Consider the following 26,656-nt stretch of genomic DNA (forward strand, 5'->3'; position numbering starts at 1 on the left):
AATGATTTCTATTCGCTAAACGGATTATTTTAAGACCCATTCGGATAAACGATTACTTATATTAATTGCCAAGGCATCGACATAGCGGCTATATAAATCAGCAAAAAGGATCAATGCAATAAAGAATATTAAAATTGAGCAAATTGCAGCTGAGTCGTAGCCCCAGCCTAAAGCCATAAAACAATTAAATACAGGTAAACATACGCAATACATTAAAAGTAAATGAAGTAAATAAATAGAAAATGACAGTTTGCCGAGATAAACACAGACACGATTATCTAGCTTTTTCGATAACATTGGATTCATTAAAATGCTATAAACAATCAAAATCCCTGCGAGAAAATTACAATACTCATAAGTTTTTTCTCCAACCAAAGCATAAATCCAGTGATAAGCAGAACTTGTATTATGTGCCCCAGCAAAATAAAGACCCAGTGCTAATATGGAAATGGCGAGTATTGATGAACGAATGATACGACCATACAGAAATATCAGTGAACCAATTAAAAAACACAGTAATCCCAAATACAGTTCTTGGCTTTGAAAGAAAATAGTAGTGGTCGGAAACAGTAATATGAGGGGTAAAAATAAGCGCTTTTCCAGACTATAAATATACAGCAGACCAAATAATAAAAATGAACCCAGTAACTCGACCTGCATCGTCCATAACACCCAGTTCAGACTGGATTCTGCAAATAAAAAAGAGCCAATAGTGCCTTCATAGATCGCTTGAGAAAAGCTAATATTTTGGCTGGCTAAAACCTTCAACCAATACTGTACCTGAGAACCATCAATATCACTAAACTGTAAAGCCGCCCAGAGTAAAATACAAGAACCCAAAGCTGGAATCGCTAACCGTGGATAGCGTTTGACCATCATAGATTTTAACTTTGATTGCATGTTGCGGCTATTACAAACCACATAAGACAAAATAAAGCCGCTTAAAACAAAAAATACATAAACCGCAGCAGTGCCAGAATACCAAAATGCAAAAGGCGAATGATGAATAAAATGCACTAACGTATTACGAGCAACATCATGTTCATCAAAATGATGTAAATAAGGATAAAAACTTAAGCTGAGATGCGAAAATAACACCGCCAGACAAGCCAACCCGCGAATGCTTTCAACTGCATTAAGTTTGGTAAACTTATCCATTACGAGATATCTTCATCTTTGAGTTGCATGATCCTGATAAATTCCATTTCATGAGGTAGGCTGACTAATGATCGGCCATCATTGATATTTGACGTATTATAAATAAACCACTCACAGCTTATGTTTCACTACGACTGACTTATACAGTATCCATGTAAATACATGCGACCAATGTAAATGCCAGCTTGTTATACAACAAACTGGCATTTGTCATTTTAATCTAATTGACCCAATCATTTAATCGATATGTGTGATCCGACCAGTCTCATCATGATGCACCACACTAATTTTTTGTGCACGTCCATGATGAATTTGGGTTTCATCCAGTTCAAAATAACGTGCATAATCCGTCACATCTTTTTCATGCAGTCGTTTAACACTTTTTGCAGGAATATAATTACTCCATAGCAAAAGTGCCACTGCACAAGCAATCAGGGAAGTAATGCCATGTTCCAGTCCAAGACTTAAGGCATGGAAAATCTGATGAATCAGATGACTTTTTTCCAGCTCAATTAAAGCCCAGACCAAAATAAATGGACGCCACAAAAGTAACCACGCGCCCCACATCATCATGGTTGAGGTATTTGATACATAGCGTCTGTGCCATGGCAATTGATGGCGCACGTCGATAATCAAATTGTTAGATTTCATGAAATTTTCTCGAAAACATGCTTAATATCTACATGCGCATGCCACGGTCAGGACTGACCCAGCGCGCGCGTTTTTCGTCACCACGAAGGAGGACTTTAGGAAAGGCCACGATTGTAGCAGTAATGGTGATTAACCAAAACACAAACGGGTACCAAATCATCCAGTAGTAGTTTTTACCAAGATTAGGTTCATAGCGGCTGTCCATCCATTTGCTCAGTGCAAATTGAAGTAAACAGGTCGCACCTAATAATATTCCACTGCCATAAGGTAAAAATGGCGAGCTGATTCCAGACAATTCTCCAAGCGGCACTATAAAATGCAGTAACCAGAGAATAGCCATAATTAACATCAAATATGACCAGACCAATGTCAGACATAATTCAAACATAAGTGGCCATAAAAAATTCAGTTTTGGCTTAAGAAACACATCCAGATTTTTGACTAAAACCTGTGCGCCGCCCATTGCCCAGCGTAAACGCTGTTTCCATAGACCATTTAAGGTTTCTGGCATTAAGATCCAGACCAGTGCATTCGGTTCAAAACGAATATCCCAGCCCGCACGTTGCAATTTCCAAGTAATATCAATATCTTCAGTCAACATATTAGGTGACCAATACCCGACCTCATGTACGGCACTTTTACGAAAGGCTGTAATGACACCCGATACCGTAAATAAACGCCCGAAACTACGTTGCGCACGTTTGATCATTCCCACAATTGAGGAAAACTCACCCACCTGAATCCGTCCCAATAACGTTGAACGAGTACGAATACGAGGATTACCTGTCACCGCAGCCACAGTTCGATCTTGCAAAAAATGACGAATCATCCATTTAGCTGCATGAGGATCTAATAAAGCATCCCCATCAATTCCAATCAGAAACTCAGCCTGAGTCAACAAGCTGCCTGCCTGCAATGCAACAGCCTTACCCTGATTTTGTGCCAAATGAACCACACGTAATTTTTCATGCTGTTCGGCCAACCGATCAAGCACTTCAGCTGTGTTATCCGAACTTCCGTCATTGATGGCAATGACTTCAAAGTTAGGATAATCCAGACCTAAAGCATGGCTAATGGTTTCTTCTGCATTATCCCCTTCATTAAAGCAAGGAATAAGTACAGCAACCATTGGATAAACGTCTAATTCAGCAGGTTGCTGATATGGGGGCTCTTTACGCTCTTTCCAATAAAAGATCAGCGCCCCCATCATCCACAAATATGACATAAACAGCGGATAATAGAACACAAAGTTCAGTGCTGAATGCCATAAATGCTGTAAGGTTGTTGACATGGTCAATTCCTGCTACGGGACTAACTTTGAAGGTTTAGTCGCAAATACATCATGCAACATCTGGGTATCAGGATGATCTTTGAATGGATCATCAGGATAATATCCCACGTGCATAGCACCCTGGCTGTACAGGGAACGAATCGTATCGACAAGCTCCTGCGATGGCACAGGTTGATTGGTGCGCCAGTTAGTAGCCTGTAATTCAAATACGGTTTTCTTAATTCCATTCGGATATTGTTTTACACGTTTAACAATATCCTGATAAAACTTGGTTGGATTGTCTGCTTGCTCCATATAAGGCATGGCCATAATCGCAGTAAAATCATAGCGTTTTAGTGACTGCTCCAGAGATTGGGAATACCAGTTCTCTGCATACGGAGATAAAGCAACTTGCGCATACAGATTGCGCGCAGTCATTAAATAGGGCTGATAATAACGCACATCTGAAGCCAACTTCATTGCAAAGTTATCAATCGTCTTGATTTTGAAATCCGTCCATTTTGATAACAAAGCATCATCGTTACGGATTTTTTCAAGATCCGTTGGCAAACCAGCTTTTGCATATGCCTTTAATGCATCGGGACTGGCATCTTCATAATCAGATAATGTTGTATCATCATGGAATAGTATACCATCAAATGTGGAATATTTTGCCAAGTCTGTATAAATACCTTCAATCACTTTACGTGCTTCTGGTGAATATGGACTTAAACGAATGTAGCCCATATTGAGATGATCGCTATTTTTCGGCTGCTGAGTTACCACTAGTTTTTTAGAGGCAGGATTATTTTTAGGTAGTTCCCACGCCATGAGTGGCATCCATGCATAAACACGATTTACACCAGTGCGAGTCGAAATCTGCCAAGCTACACGGTTAAATAAATCGGCGCGCATTGGAATATAGCGATTTGGGAAATACACCATATCCGCAGAACCATTGGCATCTGGATCAGAAAAAGCCTGCAAATACACGGTATTTACCCCAGATTCACGAATTCGATCTAGAACATGACCTAGATTACGCTCAATCTGAGCTGGATCAGGATCATAAATATAATCTAGATCGATATGCATAATTTTTTGCGGACGATTATTATCCGTCAGGTTCATTTGGCGAGTTAAAATATCCTGTGCCAAATCATCGGTACTCTCACCTTTCATCACCAGAATACGACTTAAATGACCTAAAGATTTGCTTACGTGATCAGGGCCGTCATCCAGGGTAATAGTAATTGGCATGCCTAATTTTTTGGCAATACGCACGGTTTCCATATTATAGCGACCATACGGCCAAACCATAACGCGTGGCGCACGAATGCCATTTGCCTTAAATATTTCAATATTTTTCTTTAAATCGTCACTAATGCGTTTTTCATAAGCACGATCCGACTCATAAGTTTTAGTTTTTGCATCATAAATACGCGTTGTAGCCGCGGGTTCAGAATTACCCTGAGGATTACCATTTACTCCATGATGAAGATCATAACTGTGGCTGCCAATTTCAATCAGGCCACTATCCTGCATTTCTTTAATTTCTTTCCAGCTTAATAATTTGCTACGGTCCAGCTTTTCATCACCAAACTGCACCATTTTATTCGGCTTAACTTCAAGCCATTTACCCACCACCGCCAAAACCGCAGGGATTTTTCGAGCTTTTAAAATTGGGTATGCATATTGATAGAAAGATTGATAACCATCATCCACAGTCAATAAAACAGGTTTTGGAGGTAATTTAAGTTTACCTTCATTGGCTTTAATTAATTGATCTACACTTATAAAGTGATAACCATTTTTAATCAGCCAATCCAAATGCATTTCAAAACGCTGTGGAGTCACAGCATAATCTGGAATAACAGCTTCTTTAGATGTAATTTCGTGATAACCAATAATTGTTAAAGTTGACACATCAATTTGTGGTTCTTCTTCTGGTGCTTCACCTGTATGAGGATCAGTCACAGCTGGTATTTCCGATGCTGTAGGAAGATCAGTGGTTACCGATTCTGCATGGGCATAACTTATTCCAATAGAACTGAACAATAATGAAATGCTCAAAGTTAAAGTTTGCAAGGGAAAGCGTGTTTGCATAGAAATATCATCTTTCAATTCGGGTTATTTTCTGAAGGCTTTGTCTCGTCGAAAATGTCTTTTCTACTGACCACAATCCATTGCTTTTTGACAGAAATCCATCAGGCTTTTAACAGTGTCCGTTATACTAATCAAATCTGAAAAGAAACTTAAAATTTTTTGTAGGTTTTTCTTAACTTTACAGTCATATTTCAAGATATAATTATTTTTAAAATAAATATTCAAACATTTGTTTTTGTACAAAATTCACTCAAAATAAGATAAATTATTTTGTAAGTCTTGCATAAAAAAGATGGCAAAAAAGCCATCTTTTTTATAAGTAAATTACATTAAAGTCTAATAAGTAAACTCAACTTTGCTCAATAATACGATCTAAGTTTATAGCTGAATTAATATTCAATCATTGCAAAATTAGGATTTTCAGCCATTTGCTCCAAATAATAACGCTCTTTTTGGTACAAATATTTATATAAGCGATTAATCCACTGTCCACGGCGGAAGATTTTGATTTTTTTATTAACACCATCATAATCCAGGAGTGTAATCCGCTCAGCATCTTGTAATAACGTAATACGATAATTAGCAGATTGATGCGGATGCATGGATAATGTCTCTTTAATCAATTCAACTTTACGATCCTCATCTAGCCAATAATGTTTATCAAAATTGACTTTTTCCTGTACCCATAATCCTGAATACTCTTCTTGATTAGTATCGATCATAAAAAAATGATGTAACTCTTTTAAAAGCTCTGTGGCGGTTAAGTCAGAATAATCATTCATAGTCGTCATCTCTTATTGTTGCTTTTATCTTGGTATTAAAATGATCCTAAGTCGGCACACTTAGTTTCAAAATAGGGCTTTTGCCTATTAATCTAATTTTACACAAATAAAGGCCAATTAAATCACATAAATTTGTTGTAAATTTATTGAAATATTCAATCCGCCTTTTCAAACCTGCTTAGAAGTACATTATGAAAAATTTATTTTTATATTTAGTGTACCCAACAGGGTAGAACCTTTTAATTTAAACAAAGAGCTAAATGTATCACTGCAAATAAGATTGACATTTGTGATGAAAATAAGTTGATCACTACAAAAAATTGAGGTCTAAAATAATAAAAAATAATCTTTTTATTGTAATAACTTTACCAATATTAGTTCAGGCTTTATTCAATACAGCTACTAAGTAATCATCAGTTGGAATATGCATCAAAGCAGCATACCAAATCGTTCTTTGCATGAAGATTCAATATGTTACTTTGAGGCATGACTTGAGCACTCAGTCATCACGTGTTTTCACATCAAACAATTCAATCTCGAAAATCAGATTTGAGTTTGCAGGAATAAGTTTACCCATTTTACGTTCACCATAAGCCAAATGAGAAGGAACGATTAATTTACGTTTTCCGCCCACTTTCATTCCTATGATGCCCTGATCCCAACCCTTAATGACACGGCCGGTTCCAATCACACATTCAAAATAGTTTCCGCGATCCATTGAAGCGTCAAACTTGGTTCCATCTTCAAGCCAGCCTGTATAATGTGTAGTAATTAAGGCGCCTTTAACTGCTTCTTTACCCTCACCCACTTTTAAATCAATAATTTCCAGTTCTTTAGTCATGACAAATTCTCCAGATAAAATAGGTTTGTTTTGCTTGCTAAAATTATAGCGTTTGTAACGGTGTCCACTGAATCACGACTTGTGCCTGATCACCAATAAGTGTCCATTCACCATCCATCACATTAAGTTGGAGTTGCATAGTCCGTTGGCATAGCGGTTCAAGTTGCGCAGAACTATCTGCAGAAATTTGCCAGACTTCAACATTTTCAAGGGTTTTAATTTTGCTATTTCTTTTCCACCAATCATTTACTTGCGAGCCATAAGCAATTACTGCAACATGTTTACAACGTGCGGCTGCTTTTTTCACTTTGTCTTCTGAAGGTAAGCCAATTTCAATCCATTGCTGAAGCTGTCCTGTTAAATCCTTTTTCCATAAAGCAGGCTCATCACTTTCAAATAAATCTTTGGTAAATTCAAGCCGTTCATCTGCATAACGAGCAAACGCAACTATACGAACCATTAAACGCTCTAAAGTTTCAGAAGGATGCAAAGCTAAAGTGAGTTGATAATCCCCATATTGATGTTGATCCATATCTGCAATGTTCAAGTCTGCTTTATAAATCGTTGCTTTGAGCGCCATAATAAAACTGTCCATTTTCAATGGGCGCTAGCATACCTGATTTTCTAGATCAGATTGAAGTCATCGTATCTGTCTATTCATATTTCTTATCATTTTATTCTCTCTATCACTCAGATGATTTCTATTGTTGTTTTCAAAACTGGCGAGCTTTTTGCAAGGTTCGGGGGATTTCTCAATGATGAACATGTAAGATGTGGCAAAAAATCAAATCCAGTCTCTTTATTCAGGTCATTATCGCCTTAATTTTAGGTATCCTGATTGGCATCAGTTTTCATGATTTCTCTTTAAATTTAAAACCTTTAGGTGATGGATTTATTTCCCTGATAAAAATGCTGATTGCACCGATCGTATTTTGTGTAGTGGTACTGGGGATTTATGGGGCAAGTGATATTAAGAAAATGGGGAAAGTTGGTGCAAAAACGATTCTTTATTTTGAAATTGTCACCACTCTAGCGCTGATTCTGGGAATCGCTGTCGCCTATATATTCAAACCAGGTACAGGAATGAATATTGACATCGGCCAACTCGATAGCAAAGACCTCAGCACCTATACTGAACGCGCTCATGCCATTAGTTCTGGTTCAGATTTTATTTTACATATTATCCCTAAGACCTTATTTGGTGCATTTACAGATGGAGATATCCTTCAAGTTTTATTGATTGCAATTTTATTTGGAGTCAGTCTATTGCTTATTCCAAAACAATTTTCAACTCTGGTCTGTCAATCTATCGAAGCTTTTTCTGAAGTGCTTTTTAAGATGATGGGGCTCATTATTCGACTTGCACCTTTGGGCGTTTTAGGTTCAGTAGCGTATACCACAGCAAAATTTGGACTAGACTCCCTGATACAACTGGGCTATCTGGTAATTTTGTTTTACCTCACCTGTATAGTCTTTGTCGTGGGAATTTTAGGTTTTATTCTTAAATTGACAAGTTTAAATATCTTCAAATTTTTAAACTATTTCAAAGATGAATTATCTATTGTTTTAGGCACGGCTTCTTCTGATTCGGTTTTGCCACAAATCATGAAAAAACTGAAAGCACTGGGGATTAAAGACTCAACGGTAGGTTTGGTCATTCCAACCGGTTATTCTTTTAATCTGGATGGATTTTCCATTTATTTAACCTTAGGCGTTATTTTTATCGCACAAGCCTGCAATATTGATCTTTCCATCCATGACTTACTTGCTATTTTGCTGGTTTCATTGGTCACATCTAAAGGAGCACACGGAATTCCAGGTTCTGCTTTAGTAATTTTAGCAGCAACTTTATCCGTTATCCCAAGTTTACCTGCGATTGGGCTAGTTCTTTTGCTTTCCGTAGACTGGTTTATCGGAATTGTACGTGCTTGTACTAACCTGATTGGAAACTGCGTAGCCACTGTGGTCATAGCACACTGGGAAAAAGATATTGACCATGCACAGGCTAAAACTGTTTTAGATCAAAAATAATTTAAAATAACAAGATAGGAACCCAATCAGGTTTCTATCCTTGCCGCCAACAAATCCGTTTCAAGCTTGAGCCAGTTGTGTTCGTGCTGGCTAATCATTTCAATTCTATTATCAATATTTTCTTCACCAGTTTTATAATTAAATTGATGCGGATTGCAGTTGAAATACATCCAGCCCTGATTGGTATGAAAAATAGCTTTTATACGCAACCAATTTTGCTGTTCACATAAGACATCCAGCAATTGTTCAAAATTAAATGTCCAACGACGTGGCAATTTCCAACCCGCTACAATATAACCTTGTGCATGCTCTACATAATGATAAGGTAGCTCTTTGATTTCTGATCTTTCTTCTGAAATCGAATGCTGTCTTTGTTGTATCAATAAAGGCTGGATTTTACGCTCATGCATGACGTGTGCCAGATCAATCTGTTTTAATTCAAGCTCACCATGCGCAACCTTTAGCCAATGTTGCTGGTAAACCTCGTATTCTTGCTGAAGTTGCAATAGTGCCTGATCGTCTTCAAACGTCATTACATCTATATGGGAAATGACGATAATTTCCGCAGCCTTGATCTGATCTTCATACAAATTGTGTTTAACCCACTCCGTTTCGTGTAAGCGGCTGCCATCGACGACTGTAACCAACGCCCGCATATCCAGACTGCTTTGCCAGTGAGGTTCTGTTAATTGTTCTATCAATTGTGCTGGATGCCCTAACCCTGTCGGTTCTATAAATAAACGGTCGGGTTTTGACTCTGAAAGCAAACGTGCCAATGCGATATGTAAGGGTAATTGGCTACTGCAACACATGCATCCACCCAGTAACTCTTTTATTTCAAAGCCCTGCTCTTGAGGCAATAGTTGCTGGTCAATTCCAATTTGACCAAACTCATTCATTAATATTGCCCAAACCTCATGTTCAGGCTTTTGTTGAAGTAAATACTGCAATAGGGTGGTTTTTCCCGCACCCAAAAATCCTGAAATGATATGCGTAGGGACACTTTTAGAATTAATGATTTTCACGTTAAACTCAACTTATCAATCGCGAGAACAAATAAAAATTTAGTAGATAAAATCTAGCAACTGCCTCTATCTTATTATGGATTTTAAATATCCACAGTATGCTTGCATAATCTTTTTACACTCATTATTGTGATAAACAGCACACTCATAATCTGGAAAAACATCATTAAAAACCTTAACCAACGAAATATCCAATAAGCATGAAGAATGCATCAACTTGCCTATGTAAAGCTAAGTAATTTTTTTGATCATTTTTCAACCATTAAGAAATAAATCCATACAGTTTATAGAGAATGAAATCATGTGATTTTTACAATAAAAGTACACTCCATGCAGCATTGTGTTTTTTATGTAACCTTCTACGTTAAGCATTGTTTCATTCATTGCCGACTAAGAATAGAGCTTCTAGGATGACTACCAAGCAAACAAGCAATTGTCTACGTTAGATGATTCAACTTTGCTTCTGATGCAAAACATCAGTTATTTAATTAAATAAAAGGATGCCTCCAATGAAATTAGTTAAAATCTTACTTGCTTCAACATTTACTTTAGCTGCTGCAACAACTTTTGCTGCTAAAGCAGACCACGCGAATGAACAGGAAAAGGTCGTCGTATCTACTCAGGAATCTCCTGCAACTGCATCTCCTGAATCTGCTGCTGGCCAACCAACTTCAGCACAACCAGGTTCTGAAAATGCAGCTGAAGCTCAAGGACAGGGTCAACCTGCACAGCCCGCTCAGTAAATTGACGGACTGTCTCTCTTAACAGCATTTATTTAGGTTTAGATTTCCCAGTTTAAACCGAGCCACAGAGGTTAAATCATTGCTGCGATTTAGCCTCTGTCTTGTTTTAAATTGATTATTTTCTAAAAAATTATCTTAGAATATAGTGAATGACATCAATCATTATGATTTGGCGAACGAGGAATAAAGGGAATACATTCGGCTAGATCACGACAACTTTGTCCTGTATGTAATCGAATAAAATAATCCTGAACCATCTGCGCTTGTTGTTCAATACCATAATGAAGAAACTGCTTGCCTTGCTCGAGTGCATAACGATATTTACGATCAAACAATCCTTGACGAATTAATTTGATTCCCTGTTGAACTTGCCAGACATGAACCAGTTCATGAATAAACCATGATTGCTTCAAAATTGTTTCTTGTGAAAAATCATCAGTCCAGTCGGCTGGATGAAAATAGATATTTCCATTCGGACTAATTGCAAAATGTTTCAAAACCAGTCGATGTGCAATAATCTGAATGTGTTCAAATTGGAGAGATGTACCAAATACACTGATTGCTAATTGCTTTTCAGCTTGAGTCAAAAATCGTTTTTTTACAATCAAATGTCTATTTAAACCGTATATCATATTATTTCTAAACACATCATCATTGCTTTAATATAATGCTATGATCTAGTGCATAGAAAATGTCAATTTGTAAGTATTCCATAATAATATGCAAAAACTTGTCATTTTTTACGCCGAAAAACATTGGATTGGTATATATTATCCACCTTGCGCTTTTACGTTATACGTTAACTTTATTTGTTACCTCATACACAGAGTTGAACAAAAAAAATGATAAATCAACATGTTGTGTATATCTATATATTTAATCTAGGATTAGGTTTGGATGAAAAGTTTTAAAATTGCCCTTGCCCAATTTTCACCGCATATTGGCAATATAGATGCAAATGCTCAAAAAATGATTGAGCAGACTCTTGAAGCAAAAAAACAAAATGCTGATTTAATTATTTTCCCAGAACTTTCAGTGATCGGTTATCCATCGGAAGATTTATTGTTACGTCCAGCACTCGCCAAACGTATCGAGAAAGCCTTTCAAAAACTTGCTGAAGTCAAAGATATCGTCATGGTATTCGGTTTTGTACATTTGACTGAAGAAGGTCAGCGTTACAATTCAGCTGCCGTGATGAAGAATGGTCAAGTCCTCGGAATTTTTAATAAACATAATTTACCAAATTACGGCGTGTTTGATGAAAAGCGCTATTTCAATGAGGGTCATCAACATCTTGTTTTTGAATATTTAGGCCATAAATTTGGCGTACTAATTTGTGAAGATATCTGGTCACTCAATACTGTAAAACAAGTCGCACAATTAAATGTTGACAGTATTTTGATTTTAAATGCTTCGCCTTATGAAGTGGGTAAGCCACAACATCGTGTACAAACCCTGACTGAGTTGTCTAAACAATTCAATGTCAATCTGATCTATGTCAATCAGGTGGGCGGACAGGATGATCTGATTTTTGATGGTAGTAGTTTTATTATCAACCATGACAGCAGTCTTGCGCTAAAGGCCCCGAGTTTTAAAGAGGCTCTTTATTTCACCGATTTTAATCCTGAAGACAAAAAGTTTAATGTTGCGGATCCTTCCCCGAATCTGGATGCGATTGCGGAAATCTATCAGGGTCTCGTCATGGCAACCCGTGATTATGTCCAGCGCTCTGGGTTTCCAGGAGTTATTTTAGGCTTATCAGGGGGGATCGATTCAGCATTGACTCTTGCAATTGCGGTAGATGCACTTGGTCCGGATAAAGTGCAGGCAGTCATGATGCCTTATACTTATACTGCACAAATCAGTGTTGAAGATGCTTCTGAACAAGCACGACGTATGGGTGTCACTTTTGGTATCGCTGAGATTCACAATATTGTGAATAGCTTTATGCAAACACTATATCCATTTTTTGGCAATAGCCCAGCCGATGCAACCGAAGAAAACTTGCAAGCTCGTGCGCGTGGTACATTATTAATGGGACTTTCCAATAAATTTGGTAATCTGGTGTTGTCTACAGGCAATAAATCTGAATTAGCAGTGGGTTACTGCACTTTATATGGTGATATGGTCGGTGGCTTTGCAGTCCTCAAAGATGTCTATAAAACCATCGTTTTTGAATTAGCGAAATATCGTAATAGCTTAAGTGATACCCCTGTGATTCCTGAGCGTGTTATTACTCGACCGCCATCAGCAGAATTACGCCCCGATCAAAAAGATCAGGACTCATTGCCTGCGTATGATATTCTCGATGCAATCTTGTATGCTTATATCGAAGAGGATCAAAGCCAAGAAGATATTATTGCCAAAGGCTTTGATAAAGCAGTTGTAGAGAAAGTTGTCCGTCTTGTAGACCGGAATGAATATAAACGTCGTCAGGGAGCGATTGGGCCTCGCATCAGTTCGCGTGCCTTTAGCCGCGAACGCCGCTACCCTATTGTAAATGGTTGGAGACCAGATGACATCTAAGGATCAAATTGTCACGGATCAGACATTATCGCCGAGTGAACAACTTGCCCAAGCACTTTTGCTTGAGCAAGTTGGTTATTTTAAACAACAGCTTACTGGGGAACATTCTTCCCAATATCTTCAGCACATTACGCATCTCATTTTTAATAATGCACAATCTCTAAAACTGGGTCAGGTAGTCGATCTGGATCAACTACAGGCAGTCGTTCAGCGTTATGCACTGGAAATGCAGTTGGGTGCAGGCTTACTTGAATTTATTGGTGAAATTGCTCAAAAAATATATTTATATGCTCTGTCTTCAACAGCTAGTGTTAATGATCTCGTTTCAGATCAACAATTTGAAATCTGGCTATCTAAATTTTTAGAGCTGGATAATGTACGGATATACTTAAATCAGTTTTTAAAAAGTAGTCCTGCCATTCGTCAATTGTGCCATTTTATTGCCACAACCGTTTTACAAAATAAGCTTCCCATATTATTTACGCCTTCGGTTTTCAACAGCTCTTCACATGAACAAGATGAACCCGCATGGAAACGTAAACTGCTGAAATTTTCCAACCTTCAACAACAACGTCTTGAGCAAAAACTGGAAGTCTATCTAGCAGAATTTATTCAGCAACAATTGGCTGAATTAAGCATCCTGACCAATGAAGATCTTGAAATTTTAATTCGTAATATCTGGGATGATGTCAAAGAAAAAACCATTTATCAATACATTTCACAATTAAAACCTATTGATATTGAAGAATTTTTTGTTTTAATTTATGAATACTGGAAAGAATTACGTCAGTCACCGCTGATACAAAACCTGATTTTACATGGAGTCGAAGTATTTTATCGATTTTATGAAAATGAAAGCTTACAAGATTTACTGTTTGGTATTGGATTAACTGAACAAGATATTCAAACTGAAGCTTTGCGTTTTTACCCTAAAGCAATTCTAGCTTTGGATGAGCAAAATTTGTTAGAGCCTTTAATCTTTAACCTGCTGAAACCTTTTTACATACGTTCTGAAACATTGACTATGATTTCTAAACATTTGACTTAATAAAAGACTCAAACCTTGTTTTAAATCAATTATTCTTTGCTACTCATCTCTTCTATGCGCCATTAATAAGATTTATAAATAAAAAAAAGATCATGTAAGGTACATGATCTTTAAAAATGGTGGCTATGACGGGACTTGAACCTGTGACCCCCGCATTATGAGTGCGGTGCTCTAACCAACTGAGCTACATAGCCATAAACTGTGTGCGCATTATCTATAGATCTACGATTTGCGTCAACACCTTTATTTATCATCTGTTCATCAAACACTCAAATACATCAAAATGCATCTTAATATTTAGATTTTAGAAATCTTTTAATTTTAAAACCCCACCAAAATATTGTACATGAGTTGATTAAGAGTCCTTTCAGAATATCAAATTCATCAACGAAAAGACTTATTGTATTTTCAAATGACGCTAAAATTGGAATCTGTAAATTCTTAAAATGAAATTTATTTTTACTGTTCTCATACCAAACTTTATTATATAAATGTAACCAAGAATCATTATCTTTGACAAAACAGCTACTATGTCGTTCTAAAAAAGTTTTATAGATGTAGGACCACATAATGACACGAGCATTCAAAACCACACTCATTCTTCTGACCACATCCATGTTCAGTCTATCTGTTCTGGCCGAATTCAAACAGGCTCCTTTACCTTATGCCAGCAATGCTCTGGAACCTGCCATTGACCAACAAACCATGGAAATCCACTACGGCAAGCACCATAAAGCGTATGTGGATAATCTTAATGCACAAATCAAAACCTATCCCGAATTAGATAAAACAGATCTACTTCAGTTACAAACACAGATTTCCAAATACAATACAGCCGTTCGTAATAATGGCGGGGGCCATTTTAACCATACCTTTTTTTGGGACAGCTTAGCACCGACCAGTAAAACTGGACAGCCAAGTTCAACCTTGTTAAAAAAAATCAATCAGGATTTTGGCTCTTTAGATGCATTTAAGCAAAAGTTTAATGAAGCTGCATCAGGCCGCTTTGGTTCAGGCTGGGCATGGCTAATAGTAACACCAGATGGAAAACTAGCGATTACCTCAACCCCAAATCAGGATAATCCACTTATGGATATCGCTGAGACCAAAGGTGCGCCTTTATTAGCACTAGATGTTTGGGAACATGCTTATTATTTAAAATACCAAAACCGCCGTGCTGACTACATCAAGGCATTTTGGAGTGTGGTGAACTGGAATAAAGTCAATGAACGTTATGCACAAGCACTAAAAAAATAACAGGATAACTCAAAAAATAAGCCTGCGATTGCAGGCTTATTTCAATTTTATAGATTTAAAAACCAAGGCTTTTCCGATCCAGTGGAAACTCAATACCAACTGATGCGCCTGCATCATTTCCATGAACATCCGAGTCACTCACCCAGCCATTAATTTTCAATGGAATATCAGGTTTCAAATAATGCGACCATGTTAAATCCAATGCCTTAATTTCGTCTTTTTCAGGGAATGCCTGATTTATATCCAGATTTGACTGGTTCACTTTTGCAAATAAAATACGCCCACTAATCCGATTCATGATATCGACACGAATATCACCGCCGACCGATACCATTTGACCATCACCACCCATCGCATGTGCTAGAGGGTAGCCATGTTGATAGTAACCATCGGTATAAATATAGTGGTTGTAGGAAATACCCTTTACATCGCCATTGGTGCGAGTATCCGCCCATTCTGCATAAAGTTGGTAAGGCATATTTTTATAAATAGAAGAATAATCGACACCTGCTAAATACATTTTTTTTGATGGCAATTTACCTGCTTCATCTTCACCCACGTATTGTCCATAAATACCTACAGGTACATCTAAAAGTGGTTGTAAATTTAAACGGCCATCGAATCCAGCAATCTGATTTGAACGATCATCATCTCCATCATAAACATTATCATTACCTTTAATGGCATTCCATAAAGAATCCCAACTTTCAGAACGCCCTTCTCCCCCCCATTGTAAGGTTCGAGATGCGCCTAATTCCAAATATGGCAATGGTTGAGCAGTTATACGCAGTCCAAGTAATTTTGCATGAGGCACTGCTTTATAATCATCTAGCTGACCAGCAAAGGCCTGATACTGCCAAGGTCCAATCCATGATAGCCATTTAGTTTCGAAAGCATTTTGTTCTGCCCGCTGCATAGTAACACCATACACAGGACGACTTGCGTCTCCACGAATCAGACTGCCATCATGACCCGGTCCCCACCATGTTGGAATTTGACCCGCAACCACCCATTGGTTCCAGATTTTTCCAGCTAAATACGAGCCTTCGACGTTGACATCATGTCCATTGTCAATCTGTTGATCTTTTTCAGCGTTTACACGAATTTTGGCATCCCAGTTTTCACCACCCGCATTAAACTCAAGTGATCCCTGATATTGGGATTTTTGTTTATCGCCGAATGCCTGAGGAATATTTTTTTGATCAGTTTCAGCAAATAAACCAACCTTAATAGGATGATTATCTGCTTTTAGAGCAGCTCTCACTGAATTGATAACTTTTTCCTGAGTCGTATTGGAAATTCGAGCTTGAGAAAGCGCTCGCTCAATTTCATCACCACTTAACGGCCAAGTCGAAGTGCTAATTTGAATAACACCCTGTTGATTCAACCAGTTAAGATCCGTTCTTAAATTTTGGTCATTGAGCACAAGACCTTGTGCAAATAAAGAAGAAGAGCTTACAGCCAGCATTGCCATTAAAAGTGTTTTTCTCGAAAACATTAGTGTGTCTTTCTCAAGTTTATTTCTCTGCCACACCATAAATTTTTTATCAAAAGTTTGCAATCTTTAAACGTAACATTTACGTTGCATACATATTAACAGGCAAAATAAAACCACTCGAAAGTGGTTTTATTTGAATTTACTCAATCTTATTAATCTTTACGACGCATATGCGGGAATAAAATCACATCGCGAATGCTTGGTGCATTAGCAAATAACATGACCAAACGGTCAATTCCGATGCCTTCACCTGCGGTTGGAGGTAAGCCATATTCCAGAGCTTCAACAAAGTCGGCATCATAATGCATGGCTTCGTCATCCCCTGCATCTTTTTCTGCAACCTGAGCCTGAAAACGTTCAGCTTGATCAATCGGATCATTCAACTCCGAGAAGCCATTGGCAAGTTCACGACCACCGATAAAAAATTCAAAACGATCGGTAATATGTGGATTGTCATCATTACGACGAGCAAGTGGAGACGTTTCTGCTGGGTATTCCGTAATAAATGTTGGCTGACGTAGCTTAGTTTCAACAGTTTCTTCAAATACAATCGTTTGCAATTTGCCCAGACCAAAACCAGGTTTTACCTGCTCTTTCAACACATCTCGTGTGAATTTAGCCAAAAATTCACGATCATTTACATTTTCAGGGGTAAATTCTGGGTTATGTTCTAAAATCGCGTCGAACATGGAAATCTTTTTAAAAGGCCCTTTAAAGCTAAACACTTCCTCTTGATACGGAACATCAGTTGTTCCCAAAATATCCAGTGCCAATTTTTCCAGCATATTTTCAGTCAATTGCATCAGGTCTTTATAATCTGCATAGGCCTGATAAAATTCGATCATGGTAAATTCTGGGTTATGACGTGTAGATACACCTTCATTACGGAAGTTACGATTGATCTCAAATACACGCTCAAAACCACCCACGACCAAACGCTTTAAATAAAGCTCAGGCGCGATACGCAAAAATAAAGGCATATCCAACGCATTATGATGAGTTTCAAATGGACGCGCAGAAGCACCACCTGGAATGATATGCATCATTGGGGTTTCCACTTCCATGAAACGTTCATTGGTCAAAAATGCACGAATACCTGCAACGACTTTGGCACGAATTTCAAAAGTTTTACGTGTCTCTTCATTCACGATCAAGTCCAAATAACGTTTACGATATTTGGCTTCAGTATCGGTTAAACCATGAAATTTGTCTGGTAACGGACGCAAAGATTTGGTCAGTAACTCAAAAGCTTCGAGGTGGACATACAAATCGCCTTTGCCTGAACGACCAATATAGCCTTCAGCCGCAATAATATCGCCAAGGTCTAAACTTTTAATAGTTTCAAGCGTTTCCGCTGGTAAACCTTTACGGTCAACATAAAGCTGGATACGACCCGTCATGTCCTGAATCACCATGAACGATCCGCGATTAAGCATGACACGACCAGCAATTTTAACATAAACATGTTCAGCTGCTTCGATCTGTGCTTTATCCAGCTCTTTAAATTGTTCTTGTAAATCAGCTGCGTAATGTTCACGCTTGAAAGTATTAGGCCAAGGGCTTTGGCCGTTTTCCTTGGCATTGTCCTGAATTTGTTTTAACTTGGCATGACGCTGCGCAATTAAATCGTTTTCGGAAATAATGGGTTCAGAAGTCGATTGAGCGTTTTGTTGCGTCATCTCTGCCTCGATTAAGTAAAAAAATGAAGTCGTATAGTTTAGCAGATGTCATCACATTTTCGTATGATTTCTTCTCCTGTATCGTTGAAATTCATGTGAATCCTTTATTTTAAAATTTTGGATAAGCCGCCTTAGACCAAAATCTAAGATTCAATCTCTATACTTCACAGTAAAATATTTAAACATTGACGTGCTTTTAAAATGAATAGCTGAGGACAAGGAGTGACCAGTTTATTCTTGCTACTGGTTTAAATAAAAAATGTTGCAAAATCAATTGAAAATATTATTTTTGCATGGCTTGGACTCTTCTCGTGAATCAACCAAGTTTCATGCCATTCAAAGTACAAACAAGTTTTGTATTGATGTCGATTATCGTAATTTAAACTATGATACTGTTGCAAATTTCTATCAGAATATTATTCAGAGTATTCAGCCCAATATCCTCATTGGACATAGTTTAGGTGGATACTGGGCACTTAAACTTTCCAGTCAATATCAATTGGCAACGATTGTCGCCAACCCGAGTTTAAATCCTCATTTCCGTGATGACTATCCACCCATTTTGCCTGAAGATCTGGATCATGATATTCCAAGACTGGCTTATCTTGAGTTGGGCGATGAAGTGATTGATATGCGTGAAGTTCAATCACAGCTAGAAAACTATATGCTGATTGATGCTGTTGAAGGTGGTCATCATCGTTTAGAGCAGCCTGAAAAGATTAATCATTTGATTGAACATATTCAGAAACAGTATTTTAAATAGGTTCAAACTTTGACTCAAAGAGAATCAGAAAAGCTTAGATTTTCCATTCTCTTTTTTAAAGGTTTAACTTTCACAGAGAATTTACAAATTTATTATTCAGGACATGCCAAACGAGTAAATCTAAATCTGCATGTAAATCGGGTAAATCCAGTAAAATCACAGCACCTAATACCTGATGTCCACATTTTTGACTTAATTGATTGACTGCTTTTAAAGTTCCACCCGTCGCCAGAACATCATCGACCAAGATAACTTTTTGCGCTTCAATTTGAGCTGACATTTCCAATTGATCTGTCCCATATTCCAAGCTATAAACGACACTCTCGACTGGTGGTGGCAATTTTCCAGCCTTACGAACCAAAATCAGACCTCTTTGTAAACGTTGCGCCAATAAGGTTGCCAAGACAAATCCACGTGCTTCAACTGCCACAAAGCTTTCCACTTGTCGTAATTGTTCATCTGGAATGGCCTGAATCAAAGCATCCGTGAGTAGATCGAGTTCCTTCATAAATAAAGGCGTCAAATCATAAAAACAAACGCCTTGTTTAGGAAAATTGGGCACGGTGCGGATATGCGCCCATAAAGTCTGGCTTGAAATCATGGAAATAACTATTCATAGCAGATTGTATATTTATTCTACTCCCTCCCTTTATTTAAGACCAGTCGGAGCTACAAAGCAAAAAAATTGGATATTGAATGAGTTTTTCTACTTATATAAAGAGACTTTAAGTCTTTGTAAAAAATATTATTATCTATTTTTTTAATCTCTACGGATTGGCAGCATTGCCCAAATAACCCCACTTTTGTCCCAAGCTGCCATTCCGCTTTTATTCTGAATGATTAAACTCCTTTATTTGCTTTACTTAGAAGTAGAACTGCGTAAAAATCAGAAACTGAATAGACTCCTTTGTGTTTATTATCAGAATCTATATCAAAGAATGGATCAGTTTTACGACAGGCCGCTGAAGCGAACTTATCGGGTTGGAGAATCAAATGAAAAAATATCAATGCATCGTATGTGGATGGATCTATGACGAGTCAGAAGGCTGGCCACAAGACGGCATTGCACCGGGGACAAAATGGGAAGATATCCCAGATGATTGGACTTGCCCTGATTGTGGCGTTTCAAAAGCTGATTTTGAAATGATCGAAATCTAAGATGTTTTACCAAGACCATGCTACATTCATGGTCTTTTTTATACTTAAACCACCACTATAATTTACTGTGAATGGAGAATACGCAATGCATCCTATCGTCATCATCGGATCAGGCATGGCAGGTTATACTTTGGCTCGAGAGTTTAGGAAATTAAACCCAGAGCATGAACTTCTCATGATTTGTGCTGACGATGCAGTAAATTATGCCAAACCCACATTATCAAATGCACTTGTAGGCAATAAAGCGCCCGAGCAAATTCCATTAGGTGATGCTGAGAAAATGTCGACCCAGCTCAATATGAAAATTCAAAGCTTTACTTGGGTCAAAGAAATCCATACGGATCGACATGAATTGGTCACAGAAAAGGATGGACACCAACACATTCAACCTTATTCAAAATTAGTTTTAGCTGTTGGAGCAAATCCGATTCGCTTAGCTATTGCAGGTGATGGTAGTGATGATATCCATGTGGTTAATTCACTGATTGATTATCGTGCTTTTCGTGAAAATCTAGCACAATGTAATGACAAACGTGTCGTGATTTTGGGTGCGGGACTCATCGGTTGTGAATTTGCAAATGATCTGCAAAATACAGGTCATGAAGTGACCGTCATTGATCTATCTCCTCGTCCTTTAGGTCGGTTACTACCAGCACATGTTGCTGAGGCTTTTCAACAGAATCTTGAAGAAAGTGGCATTCATTTTGTACTTTCTACAACAGTTGAAAAAGTCACCAAGATTAATAACGGACAAGACTATGCTGTCACACTTGCCAATGGTCAGACCTTGGTCGCAGATATTGTCCTTTCAGCGATTGGTTTGCAGCCTAATATTTCATTGGCCAAAACCGCAGATATTCAAACCAGTCGAGGTGTGATTACCAACAGTTTATTGGAAACAAATCAAACTGATGTTTTTGCAATTGGAGACTGTGCAGAGGTAAATGGAACTCTTTTACCTTATGTCATGCCCATTATGCAGCAAGCCCGTGCGTTGGCCAAAACATTGAGTGGCCAAACCACCCATGTACATTATCCTGCTATGCCTGTTGCAGTTAAAACGCCTGCTGCACCACTCACCGTACTTTCTGCGCCTGTAGATGTTGAAGTCAGTTGGGAAACAGAAGAGCTTGAAGATGGTATGCTTGCCAAAGCAGCTGATGGCGAGGGTACCTTAAGAGGTTTCGTCTTGCTTGGCCCTACCGCAGCAAAACAGCGTTTAACTCTGACAAAACTCGTTCCAGACTTGATTCCAGCTCAAGTTTAAGGTTTAAATAATCCTAGGCATTTATTTCCTTAAATGCCTTTGGGGGAATGAAAAGAAAAATGAATAACGCATTGGAATTTAAAGTTTCACCTTACACGTCATTTATGCATGAAACCAAAGTCAAGCTAACTAATGGGCTTGAACTGCATGTCGAAGTAGGTGGAAATCCTGAACACCCCACTATTGTTCTCATTATGGGTTTGGGGGCACAAATGCTGTTCTGGCCTGATTTCTTTTGTAAATCCCTGATTGATCAAGGCTTTCATGTTGTTCGTTTTGATAACCGAGATATTGGTCTTTCTTCAAAAGTTCGTCATAAAGGCAAACGCTTGAATACTATTAAGCTTATGGGACGGTTTGCACTAGGGCTAGGTAATCAGGGGGCTCCTTATACCCTCTATGATATGGCCGAAGACGTTTCAATGCTGATTGATGAATTGGGGCTTGGTAAGGTCTATGTTATTGGCGCCTCTATGGGCGGTATGATTGCTCAGATTGTTGCTGCAAAATATCCTGAAAAAGTAGAAAAATTAGGATTACTCTTTACCAGTAATAATCAGGCATTGCTTCCTCCCCCATTTCCCAAACAACTCTTTAGTCTGATTGGTAAGCCCAAATCCAATGATGAAGATGGTATTATTAGTCATAGTTTAAAACTCTATGACATTATTGGCTCACCCGGCTATGTCAATCAGATGGAAGCCATGCAAACTGCGCGTAAACTGTATCAACGGAATTATCACCCAGCGGGTGTACTTCAACAGTTTTTAGCAATATTATGTACAGGTTCATTGTTACAACTGGATAAACAGATCTCACAACCTACTTTTGTGGTACATGGTTCTAGAGATCGATTACTTCCACCCAGCCATGGCAAGGCTGTTGCAAAAGCAATTCCCGGTGCTAAGTTTGAATTAATTGAAGGAATGGGGCATGATATCCCCGCTCACTTTATTCCTCAACTTAGCGGTTTATTTGCAAACCACTTTAGATCATCACATTAGGACACTATGGCTGCATTACCATCATTAAGACAGCTATCTTACTTAGTTACGCTGTCGGAAACGTTGCATTTTACAGAAGCAGCACGCCGTTCTTTCGTCACTCAATCGACTTTGTCGGGCGGGATTATGGAACTTGAGCGTTTGCTAGGTGGCGTATTGGTTGAACGTGATCGTCAAAATGTACGTTTAACTCCGCTTGGTGAACAGGTGGTTGCGCGAGCGCGTGTCTTATTGGCAGATGCTCAGGATTTAATGCGCTTAAGCCGTGAAATGAGCGAGCCTCTCACTGGGGATCTTCATTTGGGGATTATTCCCACCATTGCGCCATTCATTTTGACACCACTGCTTGAAGAAGTGCATAAGCAGCTTCCTAAAATTCAGCTACATTTACATGAAGCACAGAGTGAAAAGATTGTAGAACGTCTTGAACACGGTAATCTGGATATGGTGGTATTGGCGCTACCCTTTGATACCCGTGGTTTAAAAGTTTCTGAGGTGGTCAAAGAAGATTTATATCTTGTCTGTAATAAACATGATAAACATTCATTAAATGCTCAATCCTTGGATGATCTGGATTTATCACGTTTAATGCTTCTGGAAGAAGGCCATTGTTTACGTGATCATGCCTTAAGTGCCTGCCCAATTGGGGAGCGTAAAAATGACAATCGCCTCAAAGCCAGCTCACTACCTACTTTGATTGAAATGGTATCTTCAAACTTAGGGTTTACCTTATTACCTGCTATCGCGATTGAAACGCACATGTTAAAAGGGAATGATGAGTTAGTGATTAAACCACTTCAGGATGCTCCTAGTCGAATACTGGCCCTGATTACTCGTAAAAGTACACCGCTACAAAGTGAGTTTGATGTGATTCTAAATATTTTGAAAAAAATTACATCGAATCTAAATTAGAGTTTCTATTTAAAAGAGTTTTTGTAAGATACAAAAACTCTTTTTTTATGGCTTAGTAGTTAATATTTATTCATCATAATAAAAGCGGATATATGATCCGCTTTTATTGCATTGCTCTATAACTTAGAAAATAATTTGTTGATTATGTAATAAATCATCAATGGTTAGATTGGCATGCGTTTCATTGGTCTGAAAAGTAAGTGTAAGTAAGGTTTCAGATTGATATGATCCAGCTGTACCATCTCGATCAACATTGAGCTTATAAGAAGTATCGCTCACTTTAACCAAACTTAAATAATCATTGACATTTCCAGCGTTGGCAGAAGAATCCAACAACTCTGAGACATTAATTTTATCCGCATTTTGATCCGTAGTGACATTTCCAACATGGAAATCTGTCCACGTATCTAACCCGCTATGGCCGCCTAAATTAGCTTTAGATAACGAATCATTTTGACTATTTGTGAGTAAATCATAGAAAACCGTATCTGAACCTAAACCACCAGTGAATGTATTGTGTCCAGCACCGCCATTGAGATAATCATTTCCTGCACCTCCATTCAAAATATCGTTTCCAGCGCCGCCTCGAAGGATGTCGTTAGCAGACCCTCCAGTTAATGTATCATTGCCCGCATATCCATAAATATGTTGAGATAATGTGGATGTACTAAAATTCAAAATATCATCACTTGAACTACCTTCATGAATATAAGTTGAATTTTGTCCTCCCAATAGATTATCCAGAATACTTACATTTAATAAACTTCCTAAACTATCTGTCCCTGTATTTCCTTTCTGATCAGTAGCTTCTATTTGAAGTCCATTTAGTACATTTATATTTAATAATGAGGACAATAATTGAGTAATATTTACTGAACTCTGTGGTGCTAGATGCACTGTACCCAGAAACTCCAACATGCTCTGATTATCAACAGCTTGTCCAGCTTCAGTTGATTCAATCGTAATACTTGAAGGACTTGTTTGTAACAATCCTGCATTCAAGACACTGTTACCATCAACATGGGAAATTTTTAGACCCAGTTCATTGGCAAGCTCCTGTGAAAAATCAAATTTTAAGGCCACCAATCCAACAAATACGGTTTGACTAATTTTAACTTTAACCAAATCATCATTCACATCTGCAGCGACAAAAACTTGTTTATTTAAATCTATCAGCCCCGTAACATCTGCTCCCACTAAACCTAACAGTGCGTTTGAGTTTGCTACAGCAATAGGTGCCGCTTGTCCTGTTACGTTAAGCGTAAATGTTGAATTTGTCTGATTTCCTGCAACATCACTCGCGCTAATTGCCCAAGTATGTTGAATACCTGTCGCAGATGAGGTCAATGCGTTTGTTGGCGTGTAACTCCAATTTCCGCTCGCGTCAACATTTACTGTTACTGGTGTTCCACCATCCTGAACAATGCTAATCGTGGTATTAGGCTCTCCTTTCCCATAAAGTGTTGGTGTTGAGTCATCTGTAGTTGCCCCAGAATATAAATTACTTTGCGACACACCTACATTGTCCTGTGCACCCAAGATACTGAGTAAAGGAGGGGTTGTATCTACTGTAACTGCACCTAAATTGGTTATTGCGCTGGTATTACCTGCACTATCAGTTTGGCGAACCTCTACGCTAGCATAAACACCTTCATTTAGCGTAAAGCTTGAACCAGTACCCTGTTGCCAACTGCCACCATTTACACGGTATTCCCATGTCGCATTTTGCTCTAAACCGCTGACATTTATAGTTCCATTATTTGTAATATGATCCGTATTACTCGTTCCAGTATCTGTAGCTAGATTTAAAGTTAGACTAGCTGCAGTTTTGTCATCAATATTTATGGTTAAAGTTGCTTGATCTGAGCTAATACCATTAGATAACGTATAGGTAAATACATCGGTTTTTCCTACAGATGTTGCATCTCCATAGGCATTATAAGTATAAGTACCATCCGCTTTTATAGTTAATGTGCCATATTTTCCAGCAATCGTAACATCTGTGTTAGTGGATGGAACCGATTGCTGAATCCCATCACTATTTTGGATTGCAGTCACAAAATCGCCCTGATTTGGTACATCATTTGTGATCACATTGCCAGAAGCACTTTCTACCGCAAAGTCAGTTTCAGTGAGTGTTGTAGTGATAGTCGTGGTTTGAAGCAGCGTCAAGGTATTGCTTAAAAGGGCTTGAGCAACATCTGAAATAATTGTATCTGCTAAACCCGTAAAACCTACAGCGCTTAATACATTGACTATAGGATTTACAAGTTGATCAACACCAAGCCCATTAAGTGTACCTAAAATAGGAGTAAGTAAATCGACCGCAAGTGTACCAAGTACAGGACCCAATGCATTTGATAGAGCATTTAAAATAACTGTTTGATTATCGGCTCCAATGATTACGCCAGAATTTCCTAAATCTTGTAAGGATATTCCATTCTCATCGGCATCAAGTAAATTAGTTAACGTGCTAGAATCATTTCTTACCACAACATAATAACTACCAGGTAATAAACCATCGATCGTTGCGGTTAAAGTGTTATCACCTGTTAGACCCAATACTGGGAGACCAACCACATCCCCTAACAAAGAGTTTTGCGTCACAGCTGAATAAACAATATTTCCATTACTATCTATAACATCTAGACGAAATGCATCTGCTACTGCAACAAGGGCAGTTTGACTAATCTCAATTTTCAATGAACCAGATTGATCAGGAGCAACGGTAACTGATGCACTATTGTCTGTGTTATAAGTTGATTCCAATAGCCCCAAGACCTGTGTATCACTATCCACTACTGGTGCATAAGTAATCGAAGTCTGACTGACAATATCTAGATTAACTGTGTCATTAACAGCATCAACTGTTTCTAATGTATAAACTTTGTCCTGTGTCACCACGCCCACGTTGCCCGCGGCATCGCTGGCACTGAC

Annotated in this window: 23 protein-coding genes and 1 tRNA gene; 10 read left to right on the plus strand and 14 right to left on the minus strand. The window is 38.2% G+C overall.

The window, feature by feature from the left end:
* Window positions 1-24: 24 nt before the first annotated feature.
* The 7 genes from IAE20_RS11610 to IAE20_RS11640 form a co-directional block, all read right to left on the minus strand.
* A complete protein-coding gene (locus IAE20_RS11610; protein WP_200482099.1) occupies window positions 25-1,158 on the minus strand; it encodes an acyltransferase family protein in 1,134 nt (377 codons plus the stop codon).
* A 237-nt stretch (window positions 1,159-1,395) separates the two neighbouring features.
* The gene (pgaD, locus tag IAE20_RS11615) at window positions 1,396-1,809 is read right to left on the minus strand and encodes a poly-beta-1,6-N-acetyl-D-glucosamine biosynthesis protein PgaD (RefSeq protein ID WP_200461392.1); all 414 of its coding nucleotides are present in this window, start codon (window positions 1,807-1,809) and stop codon (window positions 1,396-1,398) included.
* A 28-nt stretch (window positions 1,810-1,837) separates the two neighbouring features.
* The gene (gene pgaC / locus IAE20_RS11620; protein WP_200461393.1) at window positions 1,838-3,100 is read right to left on the minus strand and encodes a poly-beta-1,6-N-acetyl-D-glucosamine synthase; all 1,263 of its coding nucleotides are present in this window, start codon (window positions 3,098-3,100) and stop codon (window positions 1,838-1,840) included.
* 12 nt (window positions 3,101-3,112) lie between these two features.
* A complete protein-coding gene (pgaB, locus tag IAE20_RS11625; RefSeq protein ID WP_200461394.1) occupies window positions 3,113-5,185 on the minus strand; it encodes a poly-beta-1,6-N-acetyl-D-glucosamine N-deacetylase PgaB in 2,073 nt (690 codons plus the stop codon).
* 389 nt (window positions 5,186-5,574) lie between these two features.
* A complete protein-coding gene (locus tag IAE20_RS11630; protein ID WP_200461395.1) occupies window positions 5,575-5,967 on the minus strand; it encodes a hypothetical protein in 393 nt (130 codons plus the stop codon).
* A gap of 499 nt (window positions 5,968-6,466) precedes the next feature.
* Entirely contained in the window at window positions 6,467-6,808 is a 342-nt protein-coding gene (locus IAE20_RS11635; RefSeq protein WP_200461396.1) for an FKBP-type peptidyl-prolyl cis-trans isomerase, read from the minus strand.
* A gap of 43 nt (window positions 6,809-6,851) precedes the next feature.
* On the minus strand, window positions 6,852-7,388 hold the full coding sequence (locus tag IAE20_RS11640) for a YaeQ family protein (protein ID WP_200461397.1): 537 nt from the start codon (window positions 7,386-7,388) through the stop codon (window positions 6,852-6,854).
* Between the two features lie 191 nt (window positions 7,389-7,579).
* Here IAE20_RS11640 and dctA point away from each other — a divergent pair, with 191 nt between their 5' ends.
* A complete protein-coding gene (gene dctA / locus IAE20_RS11645; protein ID WP_200461398.1) occupies window positions 7,580-8,839 on the plus strand; it encodes a C4-dicarboxylate transporter DctA in 1,260 nt (419 codons plus the stop codon).
* A gap of 26 nt (window positions 8,840-8,865) precedes the next feature.
* Here the strand turns inward: dctA and IAE20_RS11650 are convergent, their stop codons facing one another.
* On the minus strand, window positions 8,866-9,864 hold the full coding sequence (locus IAE20_RS11650) for a CobW family GTP-binding protein (RefSeq protein ID WP_200461399.1): 999 nt from the start codon (window positions 9,862-9,864) through the stop codon (window positions 8,866-8,868).
* Between the two features lie 509 nt (window positions 9,865-10,373).
* On the opposite strand from IAE20_RS11650, the gene IAE20_RS11655 reads away from it, so the two are divergent.
* Window positions 10,374-10,607, plus strand: a complete 234-nt coding sequence (locus tag IAE20_RS11655; RefSeq protein WP_200461400.1) for a hypothetical protein — start codon at window positions 10,374-10,376, stop codon at window positions 10,605-10,607.
* A gap of 155 nt (window positions 10,608-10,762) precedes the next feature.
* On the opposite strand, the gene IAE20_RS11660 is transcribed toward IAE20_RS11655, so the two are convergent.
* Window positions 10,763-11,239, minus strand: a complete 477-nt coding sequence (locus IAE20_RS11660; protein ID WP_200461401.1) for a type IV secretion protein Rhs — start codon at window positions 11,237-11,239, stop codon at window positions 10,763-10,765.
* Window positions 11,240-11,504: 265 nt separating this feature from the next.
* Here IAE20_RS11660 and IAE20_RS11665 point away from each other — a divergent pair, with 265 nt between their 5' ends.
* A complete protein-coding gene (locus tag IAE20_RS11665; RefSeq protein WP_200482100.1) occupies window positions 11,505-13,133 on the plus strand; it encodes an NAD+ synthase in 1,629 nt (542 codons plus the stop codon).
* A complete protein-coding gene (locus IAE20_RS11670; protein ID WP_200461403.1) occupies window positions 13,123-14,181 on the plus strand; it encodes a hypothetical protein in 1,059 nt (352 codons plus the stop codon). The genes IAE20_RS11665 and IAE20_RS11670 overlap by 11 nt, the downstream gene beginning before the upstream one ends.
* Before the next feature lie 117 nt (window positions 14,182-14,298).
* Here the strand turns inward: IAE20_RS11670 and IAE20_RS11675 are convergent.
* Window positions 14,299-14,375 (minus strand) — tRNA-Met (locus tag IAE20_RS11675).
* A gap of 376 nt (window positions 14,376-14,751) precedes the next feature.
* On the opposite strand from IAE20_RS11675, the gene IAE20_RS11680 reads away from it, so the two are divergent.
* Window positions 14,752-15,438, plus strand: a complete 687-nt coding sequence (locus tag IAE20_RS11680; protein WP_200461404.1) for a superoxide dismutase — start codon at window positions 14,752-14,754, stop codon at window positions 15,436-15,438.
* A gap of 55 nt (window positions 15,439-15,493) precedes the next feature.
* On the opposite strand, the gene IAE20_RS11685 is transcribed toward IAE20_RS11680, so the two are convergent.
* A complete protein-coding gene (locus IAE20_RS11685) occupies window positions 15,494-16,936 on the minus strand; it encodes a capsule assembly Wzi family protein (RefSeq protein WP_200482101.1) in 1,443 nt (480 codons plus the stop codon).
* 152 nt (window positions 16,937-17,088) lie between these two features.
* Window positions 17,089-18,615 (minus strand): lysine--tRNA ligase, encoded by a 1,527-nt coding sequence (gene lysS, locus IAE20_RS11690; protein ID WP_200461406.1) that lies wholly within the window; start codon window positions 18,613-18,615, stop codon window positions 17,089-17,091.
* 259 nt (window positions 18,616-18,874) lie between these two features.
* Between lysS and IAE20_RS11695 the strand changes: the two genes are divergently transcribed.
* Complete coding sequence (locus IAE20_RS11695; protein WP_200461407.1) at window positions 18,875-19,378, plus strand: YqiA/YcfP family alpha/beta fold hydrolase; 504 nt, start codon at window positions 18,875-18,877, stop codon at window positions 19,376-19,378.
* Between the two features lie 70 nt (window positions 19,379-19,448).
* Here IAE20_RS11695 and IAE20_RS11700 read toward each other — a convergent pair whose 3' ends face one another.
* Window positions 19,449-19,979 (minus strand): adenine phosphoribosyltransferase, encoded by a 531-nt coding sequence (locus tag IAE20_RS11700; RefSeq protein ID WP_227610944.1) that lies wholly within the window; start codon window positions 19,977-19,979, stop codon window positions 19,449-19,451.
* A 392-nt stretch (window positions 19,980-20,371) separates the two neighbouring features.
* Here IAE20_RS11700 and rubA point away from each other — a divergent pair, with 392 nt between their 5' ends.
* The 4 genes from rubA (at window position 20,372) to oxyR (ending at window position 23,719) form a co-directional block, all read left to right on the plus strand.
* Entirely contained in the window at window positions 20,372-20,536 is a 165-nt protein-coding gene (rubA, locus tag IAE20_RS11705; protein ID WP_200461408.1) for a rubredoxin RubA, read from the plus strand.
* 85 nt (window positions 20,537-20,621) lie between these two features.
* Window positions 20,622-21,803: a rubredoxin reductase RubB gene (gene rubB, locus IAE20_RS11710; protein WP_200461409.1), complete on the plus strand. Its 1,182-nt coding sequence runs from the start codon at window positions 20,622-20,624 to the stop codon at window positions 21,801-21,803.
* A gap of 59 nt (window positions 21,804-21,862) precedes the next feature.
* Window positions 21,863-22,807 (plus strand): esterase EstB, encoded by a 945-nt coding sequence (gene estB, locus IAE20_RS11715; RefSeq protein ID WP_200461410.1) that lies wholly within the window; start codon window positions 21,863-21,865, stop codon window positions 22,805-22,807.
* A 6-nt stretch (window positions 22,808-22,813) separates the two neighbouring features.
* A complete protein-coding gene (oxyR, locus tag IAE20_RS11720; RefSeq protein ID WP_200461411.1) occupies window positions 22,814-23,719 on the plus strand; it encodes a LysR family transcriptional regulator OxyR in 906 nt (301 codons plus the stop codon).
* 123 nt (window positions 23,720-23,842) lie between these two features.
* On the opposite strand, the gene IAE20_RS11725 is transcribed toward oxyR, so the two are convergent.
* On the minus strand, window positions 23,843-26,656 hold a 2,814-nt coding region (locus tag IAE20_RS11725; RefSeq protein WP_200529622.1), incomplete at its 5' end, for an Ig-like domain-containing protein.

It is taken from the genome of Acinetobacter sp. S54, assembly GCF_016624945.1.
In the GTDB taxonomy this organism is placed as follows: Bacteria; Pseudomonadota; Gammaproteobacteria; order Pseudomonadales; family Moraxellaceae; genus Acinetobacter.